The organism is Vibrio kyushuensis, assembly GCF_050337325.1.
Classification (GTDB): Bacteria; Pseudomonadota; Gammaproteobacteria; order Enterobacterales; family Vibrionaceae; genus Vibrio; species Vibrio kyushuensis.
The window spans coordinates 415,338-427,649 of sequence record NZ_JAKJSV010000002.1; the positions used below are offsets into that span (position 1 = coordinate 415,338).

Below are 12,312 nucleotides of genomic sequence, written 5' to 3' on the forward strand. Positions count from 1 at the left end.
ATCTTTACTCCCCTTAAATAAATTTATTCATTTTGATGAGCACGTCGGTTGTATTACATCGACGAGGCTGGTCAACGCTATTTATAAAACTTGATCTTGCGGTCAAGGGACGGTTTATCTATGAAAAATCTTTCTCAAAAGAACACGGCCAAACAGAGTTTAGACAGTAAGAAAAAAGCGAGAAAAGCGAACTCTGCTCGCCTGCTTAATCACTATCCTGTGTGGAAATACATTGTACTTATCACTACCATCATTGTTTTGGCATTGAGTGCCATTCCTACGTGGTATGGTGAACAACCGTCTATTCAGCTTTCACTTTCCAAAGAGACAGTGAGTAACGAACTCAACAAAACATCGAACGCGGCATTTCAACTATCACGCCTTCTCGAGTCAGAAGGTATCTCGACGAATCAAATCGAGCAGGTAGGCAATAATTTCACATTAGTCTTTGATTCAGAGACGGATCAAAGTAACGCTCGCATTATTTTAGACGACCTGATTAGTGAGCAAGACAGCATTAGTTTCTCTTACCTTTCAGTGGCACCAAAATGGTTTACCCAGTTCGGATTTAACCCTATTAAGTTAGGTTTGGATTTACGTGGTGGCGTCCAGTTTCTGCTTAACGTTGATGTTGATAAAGCGTTTGAAGAGCAACGCGATACGATGGTGGAAGAAGTTAGAGACTCATTACGCCAAGAGCGCTTACGGGGTGTAAAACTAACCAAGCTAGGTGTCGATGGTTTTGAGGTATCGACGTCGTCTTCATCTTCACAGGCATTGAACAGTGCAAGTGCATTTATTAAAACCAATTACTCAGGTTGGGATATAAAGAACCACTCAGACTATCTAACCGTTTCTCCATCTGCGCAAAACCGAACTGAATTTCAAACCATTACGATTCAGCAGAACTTAAAAATAATGCGTGACCGTATTGAAGAGCTTGGTATTACTGAAGCATTGGTACAGCGTCAGGGTGAGCACGGAATACGTATTGAGCTACCGGGTGTACAAGATCCAACCCAAGCGAAAAACGTTATCGGTGCAACTGCGAGTTTATCTTTCCATCAGGCGAAATCGACCACTGACGGTATGACTCGTTCTGACATGATATTAAAAGATGAAAGCGGTCAACCTGTGATGCTAGCGAAACGCCCTGTATTAACTGGTGAGCACATCGTTAATGCCCGTGCAGGGGTCGATGAAATGGGGATGTCAGAGGTCAACATCTCTCTTGACCACGCTGGTGGCAAGATCATGAGTGATTTCTCTCGCACCAATATTGGCAAGCCAATGGCAACGGTGTATCGCGAGTACACCACTAACGCTAAAGGTGAGTCTCAGCGCAGCGAAAAAGTCATTTCAGTCGCAACTATTCAGTCTCAGCTAGGAAGTCAGTTCCGAATTACAGGAGCAGGCTCGATGGCTGAAGCACAAGAGCTGGCTTTGTTGCTGAGAGCCGGTTCACTCACCGCTCCGGTGACGATTGTTGAAGAGCGTACCATCGGTGCATCTTTGGGCGCTGAAAATATCAAAAATGGCTTTGCGGCGTTAGCGTTAGGCATGGGGTTAACCTTAACCTTTATGGCGTTGTGGTATCGACGCTTGGGCTGGGTTGCCAATACGGCTCTGATCACCAATATCGGCTGTCTACTTGGCTTAATCGCTTTATTGCCCGGTGCAGTCCTTACTCTGCCGGGAATCGCTGGACTGGTATTAACCGTAGGTATGGCGGTGGACACCAATGTGCTTATATTTGAAAGAATACGAGATAAGCTTGCAGAAGGGAGAACATTCGCGCAATCCATCGATCTTGGTTTTAGCAGCGCGCTTAGCACTATATTAGACGCCAACATTACCACCATGATCACTGCTGTAATTCTTTACTCTATCGGTAACGGTCCTATTCAGGGGTTTGCATTAACTCTCGGTCTCGGTCTATTGACCAGTATGTTTACAGGTGTCTTTGTTTCACGCTCTATCATCAATCTAATTTGGGGTCGCGATTCTCGTCGTGAAGTAAAGGTTTAATCATGACTAATCGCATCATAAAGACAAACAGCAATATCGACTCAACCAGTAATATCGAGACAAATGGGAAAACAATGAAAGTGAATCCATTTAAAAAGAACATTCGAAAAATACGATACTTCACCAGTTATGTTTCTCTTTTCTTAATGGTGATCTCCGTTGCTGCCCTTGGAATGAAAGGGCTTAATATGGGCCTCGACTTTACCGGAGGAATGGTGACTGAAGTCAGGGTTGACTTTGGTCTGACTAACGGGGAGTTAGTCGATACATTAGCTCCGGAATTAGGCGAGTTAACGACAGTAACGCATTCAGGTGAAGAGGGACGTTGGGTTATTCGTTACCCTATTCCAGATTCTTCCATTGAACAATCAGCCGTTGAACTGCCGAATATAGAACAACTGCTGAGTGGAGTTTCAAACAATGTCGAAGTCATGAGTAACAGCATGGTGGGATCCCAAGTAGGGGATGATCTAGTGAATCAAGGCGGACTTGCATTAATGATCTCTATGTTGACCATATTGGCTTACTTATGCTTTCGTTTTGAATGGCGGTTAGCCAGTGGCTCGTTGCTTGCACTGCTGCATGATGTGGTATTGGTGCTTGGATTCTTTGCTGCAACTCAGATGGAATTTAACCTTACGGTCTTTGCGGCAGTATTGGCAATATTGGGTTATTCATTAAATGACTCAATCATCATTGCCGATCGTATTCGTGAGCTGCTGGTGGCGAAACAAGACAAACCAACTGCAGAGGTGACTGATAGTGCCGTCATCGCAACGTTTTCAAGAACAATGGTAACTTCAGGGACGACGTTAATTACTGTTTCTGCGCTTTGGTTCATGGGGGGCAGTGCTTTGGAAGGTTTTGCTACGGCAATGTTTATCGGAATACTATCTGGCACGTGGTCTTCGATTTCGATTGGTACGGTATTACCAGAATGGTTAAAGCTACAACCTATACATTATTTACCTGTAGAGATTGATACTGCGCCTTAATGCGCTATGGCCCGATATATAAAGGGTTTACATTGTAAACTATCAAAACAGAAGAGCCATTTATATGGCTCTTTTTTGTATTCATTGTGATATTTTTTGTCGAAGTGCGTGTCTATGATTGGTCAGGCTTTCTAATCTATTTCCTGCTGCAATTGAGAATTTATACTTAGTGTTGTCTCCTTCTATTTTTTCCTATCCTTACTCCTAATCTTTCGTTTTCTTGTGTTTTCTTTCTTTTGTTTGCTATTTGTATTTACATTTCATTTCACTTCGATCAATAATAAACGAAATCAATTGAAGGAATAGGTGGTGGAATGAAAAATATCGTTAAGGCTCATGGTAGCAAAGGGAATGTAGGAATCTGTTCAGTGTGCTCTGCTCATCCTTGGGTGATTGAAGCAACGCTCAGATTTGAGCTAGCATCGACCAATAAGGTTCTTATTGAGTCAACGTCAAACCAGGTGAATCAATTCGGTGGCTATACGGGAATGGTTCCGTCGCAGTTCAGAGACTTTGTGTTTGAGCTGGCGAATAAGATAGGCTTTCCAAAACAGAGAATTATTCTTGGCGGTGACCACTTAGGGCCAAATTGCTGGCAATCAGAGTCGGCGGAATCGGCAATGCTAAAATCTGAAGCTTTGATTGATGCATATGTATCAGCAGGTTATAGCAAAATTCACCTTGATACATCGATGTCATGCGCTGGTGATCCCGTGCCCCTTGACCCAATGGAAGTTGCTCGAAGAGCGGCAAGATTGGCCAAAGTAGCAGAGGCTTCTGCATCGCCTGAGTTAAAAGAGATCCTAACTTATGTTATTGGTACGGAAGTACCTGTACCGGGTGGTGAAAAAGAGGCCATTAAGGCTGTTCATGTCACTGAAGTGGACTCGGCGCGCATGACCATTGAAACGCATAAACAAGCTTTTGAAGAGTTCGGTATTTACCATGCCCTTGACCGTGTTGTTGGTGTAGTTGTACAACCCGCGGTTGAATTTGACCACTCAAATGTCATTCACTATAAGTCAGAGCAAGCTCAAGAACTTTCAAAGTTCATCGAATCAACGCCGTACATTTACGAAGCTCACTCAACAGACTATCAAACCAAAGAAAACCTACAGCAGTTGGTACGCGATCACTACGCAATTTTGAAAGTGGGTCCTTGGTTGACGTTTGCCATGAGAGAGGCCATTTACGCGCTGGCTGAAATAGAGAAAGAACTCGTTGATGCTGCAAAGCAGAGTCATGCGAAAGATGTGATCAACCAAATATTGATGGATGATAAGCGTTACTGGGAGCAGTACTACAGTACTACTTTTTCAGATGCTCGCGTTCAACTGAGTTTCAGTCTGTCGGATAGAATCCGTTATTACTGGGCAGATGAACGTATTATGAAAGCATTGGATACAATGATCAGTAACCTTGATGATGTTGAGATTCCGCTGGGCCTATTAAGCCAATACCTACCCGTACAGTGTGGAAAAGTACTCTCAGGAGAGATGAAAGCAACGCCGATGGAAGTCATTTACTCTAAAATCCAAGAGGTGTTAGAACAGTATAGTTTCGCCTGCGTTCCTCGTGAGTGCGCTTAGAATATAAATAATTATGCCGGCACTGATTAACGAGTTGCTGCATTCTAATTAAAAGTCTAAAAAACACCCAATGCTAATTCATTGGGTGTTTTTATTTAGTCTTTGTCTCGCTATTGATTAGTCTATTAGCCAACGAAGGGAATCAGTTAACTCGGGAAATTACTGTCTATGTAGTGATCGACAAGACGGTTGTATTGAGTTGAAAGTGCTTTGTATTGAATGTGATTGTTTTGATTCGGTCTAATCGTTTTGGAGTCATCAAACTCGACAAATTTTTTACAGACTGTCGATATGTCGAGTTTATTGGACCCATCATTCTCTTTTGCCCAATAGGCTTGTAATGCACCACCAATAGCTGCAGCTTCTGTTGATAGAGGAGTAATAAGCTCAAGGTTTGTTACATCAGAAATCATTTGGCGCCATACTCTACTGTTCGCGCCACCACCTATAACGCAAGCTCGGTTAAATTCGACCCCGGACTGTTTTAACACATCTATGCCTCGAGCAAGATTATAAGTTACCCCTTCAACAGTTGACCTAACTAGGTTTTGTTGTGTCAGGTTTGATGCGGATATATTCAGCAATGCACCTTTTGCACTGGGTACATTGGGAAGTCTCGCTCCATTGTAAAAAGGGAGCGAGAGTAGATCTTGCGAACCAATAGGAGCGCTGTCTAATAATGTGTCAAAATCTGAAATGCCTTTGCCAATTAAATTAAGAATTTGATTATTCGCAGTAGTGACATTCATGGTGCTCACTAGTGGTAAATAGCCATTAGTAGAGGAGCAGAACGCATTAAGATCCGGAAATCTCCTACTATCAACCTGATTATGAGTGTGAGCGAAGGCGGTTCCAGATGTGCCTAAGCTTACCGTTAACATACCTTGGTCTACATTTCCGGTACCAATGGCTGCCATCATATTATCGCCACCACCACTTGATACAATAACGCTTGGGCTTAATCCTAAACTGGCACAAATATTAGGCCTTAACGTTCCGAACACCGCTTCTGATGAAACCACTTCAGGTGTTTGATAACTTGTTGGTAAATCGAGATATGAAAGTAGCTCATGATCGATTGATTTAGTATGGGTATTAAACCAACCTGTTCCTGATGCATCGCCAGACTCTATAGCGTAACGCCCTGTTAAACAGTAATTAAGGTAGTCATGAGGCAGCATGATTTTGTGTATGCGTGAGAAGGCGGATGGGTTATTTCGCTTTACCCAGAGTAATTTTGCAATGGTGAAAGCAACGGGGACTTGAATTCCGAGCCTTTCATTTATTTCAGTATTATGAAATCTTTCAAACTCTTTCAGAACGTTTTCAGGCCTAGTGTCACACCAAAGCAGTGCATCACAGATGATTTGGTCATTTTTATCGAGTAGCACTAATCCATGTTGTTGCCCAGAAATACCGATACCTTTTAAGGACCTCTTGCCACTTTCAAAGCCTTTAAATGCAAGCTTTATTGAGTTATACATCGCATCAAGCCAGTCCTGCGGGGCTTGCTCTCTCTTTCCTGTCGAGTCCTGTACAAGTTTATGTGGTGTATAAGCAGTATTTAAAACGTGCCCTTCATCCCACAGGACTGCCTTGGTCCCTTGCGTGCCGCAATCTATTCCAATGTACATTCTTTGATTCCATCCATTTGTTACTAATTTGATTGTTTTTGTGATCCAACATTAATATTCGTAATATTACGTTGGCTTTCGAAAGGTATTGTACATAAAGTAGTAAGAAATCGAAAGATAAAATAAAGTTATGAAACTAAGTTAAGGGTAAGGGTCGTTTGAATGCTAAGTATCGCGGTTAAATCAAACAAAAAACTTGAGGTCGCCCACATCGCACAGCCGGAAGTTGAAGACAATTCGGTAATTGTGAAGGTGCACTTCTCTGGATTATGTGGATCAGATCTTCCACGTATTTTTTATGATGGGGCTCATTTTTATCCCATCGTTCTAGGGCACGAATTCTCGGGGGAGATTATAGAAATAGGAAAAGGAGTCGCTGATCTAAAAGTTGGAGATCGCATAGCGTGTGCCCCGCTTATTCCTTGTGGTGAATGTGAACAGTGTAATGAAGGCAACTACAGCTTATGTCCAAATTACAGCTTTATTGGTTCGCGTATTCAAGGCGGTAACGCTCAGTATGTAAAGGTTCCAAGCAAGTGCTGCTTTAAGCTTGCTGATGATGTGACATCTCAAGATGCCGCATTTTTTGAGCCGTTAACTGTTAGCCTTCATCCAATTTTGATGGCTGATGGATGTGAAGGGAAAAACGTAGTTATCGTTGGCGTTGGAACGATTGGTCTACTAGCAGTTCAAGCAGCAAAAGCACTGGGTGCAGTTAGTGTTACTGCTATCGATATTGATCAATCTAAGTTAGAAAAAGCGATGTCGATGGGGGCTGACTTTGTTATTAACTCCGGTACAGAAGACGGAATTGCACTAGCCAATAATATAGAGACTCCCCATGGAGCTCAGCTGATATTAGAGACGGCCGGTAACCCACAAACGGTAAAACTGTGCATAAGCATAGCAAAACCAAAAGCGACTATTGCTCTTATAGGTACGTTACATCATGACCTTACAATGTCTCATCAAGAGTTTGGTCAAATACTTCGTAAAGAACTGAAGCTATTCGGCAGTTGGATGAACTACTCAGCACCTTATCCAGGTAAAGAGTGGGAGCTTGCTGAAAGTCTTTTCTCATGTGGTTTGATTAAAACTGACGCCTTAATAGATGGTTTATACAGTCCAAGCAATTTTGTGGAAAGAGTAAGTGAACTTCAGGGGCAAAGCCCATCAGGAAAAATTCTATTAGATTGGAGCCAACAGTAATGAGCCTTACACACACTAAATTTTTATTAGAGCACGCTCAAAAGTATGGGTACGCGGTTCCCGCTTTTAATATTCATAATCTTGAATCGGTACACTGTGTATTAGATACCGCAAAAGAGATGAATTCCCCTGTAATTTTAGCGGGCACGCCTTCTACCTATAACTACGCAGGAACACCGGAGTTAGTCGCGTTAGTTTCAGCAGCGGCAAGAGACCGGAATATGCAAGTGGCCTTGCATCTAGATCATCATACGAGCATTGATGATATTGAAGTAAAGATACAGGCAGGTATACGTTCAGTAATGATTGATGGGTCACATGAATCATTCTTAAATAATATTTCTATCACTAAACATGCCGTTGAATTATGTCATCGTTACGGCTGCAGTGTTGAGGCGGAATTAGGCCAATTAGTGGGCCAAGAAGATGACCTGATTATTGAGTCGGTTGACGAGCCATATACAGATCCTATGCAGGCTGCAGAGTTTGTTGCCAAAACGGGTATTGACTCATTGGCCGTTGCGATTGGTACTGCGCACGGTCTTTATAAAGAAGAGCCTAAACTCGATTTCGAACGACTCGCGGCGATTGCCAAAGTGGTTTCTATTCCTCTCGTTCTTCATGGGGCGTCAGGCATTTCAGCAGATGATGTATCTCGTTGTGTCTCAATGGGAATTACCAAAGTTAATGTCGCTACCGAACTTAAAATTGCTTATGCAAACACATTAAAAGAAGTGTTTGCCAACGACCCATCAGTCAATGATCCACGCATATATAACGTAGAAGCAAAAAAGGCGATGGCAAGTGTTATTCGCCAGAAGATCGATATATGCGGAAGTGCAGGTCGTTTATAAGGAATCAATGTGATGCTTAAAAATGTCAACTCAATAATAGAGCCAGAGCTTTTATACATACTGGCCAAAATGGGCCACGGAGATGAAGTGATATTGTCGGATATTCATTTCCCTGCTCATTCATTTAATAACAATGTTCTGCAAGCCAGAGGCTGTGAAGTTTCTGATCTTGCCAATGCGATTACGGATCTTATCGAGCTAGACCAGTATGTCGTCGACAAGGCCGTCATGATGCAAACCGTTGGTGATGATGTTCACCCTGAAGGGCTTGTTGAAGAGTATGTTGCCAATTTACCAGTAGGCACCGAAATTTCATTTATTGAGCGCTTTGCGTTTTATGAACGAGCAAAAAATGCAAGTTGTGTGGTAGTAACGGGCACGACTAGAAAGTACGGGAATCTAATTCTCAAGAAAGGTGTGACTCCGACAAACTAAGGAATAGTTATGTGTAGTCCAATATTAACAATGAGTGGAATCTCTAAGGCATTTACGGGCGTGCAAGCTCTAAAAGATGTCAATTTTCAGCTTCGTGCTGGTGAAGTTCACGCCCTAATGGGTGAGAACGGAGCGGGTAAGTCTACTCTAATGAAAGTATTGATTGGTGTACATAAGGCCGATGAAGGGCATATCACCTATCAAGGTCAAAGTATTGAATATAGCTCAGTGTTAGATGCTCAAAAAGCAGGGATATCCATGATATTTCAAGAGCTTAATCTAATACCTCACTTGTCGGTGGCTGAAAATATCTTTTTTGCACGAGAGCCCCTTAAGCATGGATTAGTAGACTATAAAACCATGCGCCATGAGGCGAGCAAATTGCTTGATATGTTTGATATTGATGTCAAACCAACGGACATCGTAAACACGCTATCTGTGGCGAAACAGCAGATGGTTGAAATTGCTAAATCGCTTAGCTTTGATGTTGAAATCCTAATAATGGATGAGCCAACATCTGCCTTAACTGATCGAGAAATTGATGCTCTGTTTGTGTTGGTTGAGAAGCTGAAATCGCGTGGTGTGGCAATCGTATATATCTCTCATCGAATGGATGAATTAAAACGTATTTGCGACCATATCACCATCTTCCGTGATGGCCAGTACGTCTCTAATCATCGGTTTAGTGAGATTTCCATGGATGACATCATTGCCAAAATGGTAGGGCGCTCCCTTGATAATCACTTTCCTGCAAAAAAAGCCGTGGTGACCGATGAAATGATCTTATCGGCAATGAATGTCACTCGCTATGGTGTATTTAAGCCACTTAACTTCGACTTACGTAAAGGTGAAATTCTCGCAATAACAGGACTTGTGGGAGCGAAAAGAACAGAGCTTGCAAGAGCACTGTTTGGAGCTGACCGTCTGTCAGATGGTGAGCTTTTTGTTCACGGCGAGAAAAAGACGATTAAGACCCCATCTGATGCAATAAAAGCGGGTGTGGCGTATCTCTCTGAAGATAGAAAGCTGAATGGCGTCGCAGTAAAAATGTCGATTCGTGAAAATACGACCATGGCGTCAATGGATAAAGTAAGCAGCCGTTTAGGCATTATTTCAACGAAATCTGAAACCGATGCTGCAAAGCAGTACATCGATAAGATGGCCATCAAAACCCCAACCGTTGAGCAGATTGTTGGCAACCTTTCAGGTGGTAATCAGCAAAAAGTGGTGATCGGGAAATGGTTATTTAGAGATGCCAAAGTAATGATTTTTGATGAACCAACACGCGGAATCGATGTTGGCGCAAAATACGCGATTTATGAGTTGTTGGATGAGTTAGCTTGCCAAGGAGTCGGCGTCATTATGATTTCGTCTGAGCTACCAGAAGTACTAGGCATGTCCGATAGAGTCATTGTAATGAAGGAAGGAGAGATGACAGCGATGCTAAATACCGCTGATACATCTCAGGAGGAAATTATGCAGTACGCAACAGGAGTGAAAAACATGTTCCCTTTACTTGAGGAGGCTATCTAATGAGCGAACAACATAAAGCTTTGCTACAGAAACTGGCTTCGGTGGGGGGACTGCTCGCATTGATCATCGCCTTCTCTTTTTCAAGCCCGTACTTTCTAACGATGAATAACATTATGACGGTTGGTCTACAAACGTCGACGATTACCATTATTGGCATCGGTGTCATGCTAACCATTCTGACTGGCGGAATTGATCTGTCGATTGGCTCTGTGATGGCTCTTTCTGGCGTGACTGCGGGTATCGCGGTTAACGCAGGCTTACCTGTGCCACTTGGTATGGCTGTGGGTGTGGCAACAGGGACATTTTGTGGTCTATTGAATGGGCTATGTGTTTCAAAGCTTCGTCTTCCTCCTTTTATTGCCACTCTTGGAATGATGATGATTGCACGTGGTGTCGCACTGTACATCACCAATGCAGCGCCAGTTTCAGGAATGCCAGAATCCTTTTCATACTTAGGTAATGGCGCACTATTTCGAGTGGTTGAAATGGGCGCTAATGGATTTCCTATTGTGAAGTTTGCGGGCATTCCGTATCCAGTTATTGTCATGCTGTTAGTTGTGGCTGCGTTTTCTTTCTTGCTAACCAAAATGCGTCTAGGACGCTATCTGTATGCAATAGGTTCAAATGAAGAAGCTGCTCGCCTATCGGGCATTGATACTCAAAAAGTTAAGACTGCTGCTTATATGGCATCAGGCATGCTTGCAGGACTTGCAGGCGTCATTATTGCTAGTCGACTTGTCACCGCACAACCCAATGGTTCTGTTATGGCTGAGTTAGACGCAATCGCATCAGCCGTTGTGGGGGGAACATCATTAATGGGCGGAGTTGGTACTGTAACCGGTGCAGTTATTGGCTCATTCATTATTGGTGTATTACGCAACGGTCTGAACATGAACGGAGTGAGTTTCTTCGTTCAACAAATAGTCATTGGTGGTGTGATTATCGCTACCGTTGCATACGACCAATACCGTATGCATAGAACAACGACTGTAAAACAACCTACAAAAAACACGACAAAAAATCCAAAACGGATGGAGATAATATGAAAGTTAATAAATTAGCTACGCTTGCTGCTATGGGACTTGCAATCACTTTTTCTGGTGTGTCAGCTGACGCTACTGCCGCTCAAAAGGAAATTGCAGTTGTTGTTAAAACAGAAAACTCAAATTTCTGGCAAAACGTGAAAGGGGGGTCAGTTGATGCGGCCAATGGACTGGATGACTACAACATTACTTTCCAAGGACCAGCTGCTGAAACGGCTGTTGATGAGCAAGTTAACATGATTCAAAATGCTTTGAACCGTGGTGTAGCGGGCCTTGTTATAGCTCCAACGGATCCTAATGCCTTGGTTCCAGCACTAAAAGCAGCGTGGGAGCGTGGTGTACCGGTTGCTCTGATTGATTCAGGTCTAAACGATGATGATAAATATCACCAAGCTTTCTTATCTACCGATAATCGTGAGGCTGGTAAATTAGCAGCTCTTAAAATGATTAAAGCGCTAGATGGCAAAAAAGGTAAAGTTGCAATGATGAGCTATACCGCAGGTTCTGGTTCAGCAATTGACCGTGACGGTGGCTTCCAAGAGACAATTGAAGCGGCTGGCTATGAGGTTGTTGGCCCGTTCTACTCAAATGCTGACATGGTTACAGCGTTAAACCAAACCGTTGATGTGTTGGCATCAAATGAAGATTTAGTCGGTATCTTTGGCTCAAATGAACCAACAGCAGTAGGCATGGCTCGTGCAATTGAACAACGTGGTTACACAGGTCGCATCGTAGCGGTTGCTTTTGACGGTAACGCCGACATTCAAAAGTTCATTCGTGATGGAGTGCTTGATGGCGCAGTAGTTCAGTCTTCATACGGTATGGGCTTCATGGGTGTAGTAACAGTAGCAGAAATCTTAAATGGTAAAAAAGCAGAACCGTTTATCGATACGGGTGTTGTCTATGTAACACAAGACAATATCGACAGCAAAAAGGCACAAGCAGTACTTTACTAATAGGACTCCCCCCTTTGCTTAGGTAAAGGGGGACAC

10 protein-coding genes are annotated in these 12,312 nt (G+C 43.0%); 9 read left to right on the forward strand and 1 reads right to left on the reverse strand.

All coding sequences use genetic code 11. From position 1 onward, the window contains the following. Window positions 1-120: 120 nt before the first annotated feature. The 3 genes from secD to gatZ all read left to right on the forward strand — a co-directional run bounded on the left by secD (window position 121) and on the right by gatZ (window position 4,612). On the forward strand, window positions 121-2,028 hold the full coding sequence (gene secD / locus L4D20_RS01885) for a protein translocase subunit SecD (protein ID WP_428799866.1): 1,908 nt from the start codon (window positions 121-123) through the stop codon (window positions 2,026-2,028). Between the two features lie 74 nt (window positions 2,029-2,102). Then, window positions 2,103-3,023 carry a protein translocase subunit SecF gene (gene secF, locus L4D20_RS01890; protein WP_428800735.1) on the forward strand — a complete coding sequence of 307 codons (921 nt, stop codon included), beginning with the start codon at window positions 2,103-2,105 and terminating at the stop codon, window positions 3,021-3,023. A gap of 314 nt (window positions 3,024-3,337) precedes the next feature. Next, window positions 3,338-4,612, forward strand: a complete 1,275-nt coding sequence (gatZ, locus tag L4D20_RS01895; protein ID WP_428799867.1) for a tagatose-bisphosphate aldolase subunit GatZ — start codon at window positions 3,338-3,340, stop codon at window positions 4,610-4,612. A 146-nt stretch (window positions 4,613-4,758) separates the two neighbouring features. On the opposite strand, the gene xylB is transcribed toward gatZ, so the two are convergent. Beyond that, complete coding sequence (gene xylB / locus L4D20_RS01900) at window positions 4,759-6,246, reverse strand: xylulokinase (protein ID WP_428799868.1); 1,488 nt, start codon at window positions 6,244-6,246, stop codon at window positions 4,759-4,761. 162 nt (window positions 6,247-6,408) lie between these two features. On the opposite strand from xylB, the gene L4D20_RS01905 reads away from it, so the two are divergent. The 6 genes from L4D20_RS01905 to L4D20_RS01930 are packed head-to-tail and all read left to right on the forward strand — an operon-like array spanning window position 6,409 to window position 12,276. Further along, the gene (locus L4D20_RS01905; protein ID WP_428799869.1) at window positions 6,409-7,455 is read left to right on the forward strand and encodes an alcohol dehydrogenase catalytic domain-containing protein; all 1,047 of its coding nucleotides are present in this window, start codon (window positions 6,409-6,411) and stop codon (window positions 7,453-7,455) included. Beyond that, on the forward strand, window positions 7,455-8,309 hold the full coding sequence (gene gatY, locus L4D20_RS01910) for a tagatose-bisphosphate aldolase subunit GatY (protein ID WP_428799870.1): 855 nt from the start codon (window positions 7,455-7,457) through the stop codon (window positions 8,307-8,309). The genes L4D20_RS01905 and gatY overlap by 1 nt, the downstream gene beginning before the upstream one ends. Before the next feature lie 12 nt (window positions 8,310-8,321). Further along, a complete protein-coding gene (gene fucU, locus L4D20_RS01915; protein ID WP_428799871.1) occupies window positions 8,322-8,744 on the forward strand; it encodes an L-fucose mutarotase in 423 nt (140 codons plus the stop codon). A gap of 9 nt (window positions 8,745-8,753) precedes the next feature. Continuing rightward, window positions 8,754-10,277: a sugar ABC transporter ATP-binding protein gene (locus L4D20_RS01920; protein WP_428799872.1), complete on the forward strand. Its 1,524-nt coding sequence runs from the start codon at window positions 8,754-8,756 to the stop codon at window positions 10,275-10,277. Continuing rightward, window positions 10,277-11,323 (forward strand): ABC transporter permease, encoded by a 1,047-nt coding sequence (locus L4D20_RS01925; protein ID WP_428799873.1) that lies wholly within the window; start codon window positions 10,277-10,279, stop codon window positions 11,321-11,323. Before L4D20_RS01920 ends, L4D20_RS01925 begins: the two co-directional genes overlap by 1 nt. Then, window positions 11,320-12,276, forward strand: coding sequence for an ABC transporter substrate-binding protein (locus tag L4D20_RS01930; protein WP_428799874.1), 957 nt, complete (start codon window positions 11,320-11,322; stop codon window positions 12,274-12,276). Before L4D20_RS01925 ends, L4D20_RS01930 begins: the two co-directional genes overlap by 4 nt. Window positions 12,277-12,312 lie beyond the last annotated feature (36 nt).

Coding starts and splice junctions, on each gene's coding strand:
- xylB (WP_428799868.1), bottom strand. CDS start 6,246: ATGTACATTGGAATAGATTGCGGCACGCAAGGGACCAAGGCAGTCCTG.
- fucU (WP_428799871.1), top strand. CDS start 8,322: ATGCTTAAAAATGTCAACTCAATAATAGAGCCAGAGCTTTTATACATA.
- secD (WP_428799866.1), top strand. CDS start 121: ATGAAAAATCTTTCTCAAAAGAACACGGCCAAACAGAGTTTAGACAGT.
- L4D20_RS01930 (WP_428799874.1), top strand. CDS start 11,320: ATGAAAGTTAATAAATTAGCTACGCTTGCTGCTATGGGACTTGCAATC.
- gatY (WP_428799870.1), top strand. CDS start 7,455: ATGAGCCTTACACACACTAAATTTTTATTAGAGCACGCTCAAAAGTAT.
- secF (WP_428800735.1), top strand. CDS start 2,103: ATGAAAGTGAATCCATTTAAAAAGAACATTCGAAAAATACGATACTTC.
- gatZ (WP_428799867.1), top strand. CDS start 3,338: ATGAAAAATATCGTTAAGGCTCATGGTAGCAAAGGGAATGTAGGAATC.
- L4D20_RS01925 (WP_428799873.1), top strand. CDS start 10,277: ATGAGCGAACAACATAAAGCTTTGCTACAGAAACTGGCTTCGGTGGGG.
- L4D20_RS01920 (WP_428799872.1), top strand. CDS start 8,754: ATGTGTAGTCCAATATTAACAATGAGTGGAATCTCTAAGGCATTTACG.
- L4D20_RS01905 (WP_428799869.1), top strand. CDS start 6,409: ATGCTAAGTATCGCGGTTAAATCAAACAAAAAACTTGAGGTCGCCCAC.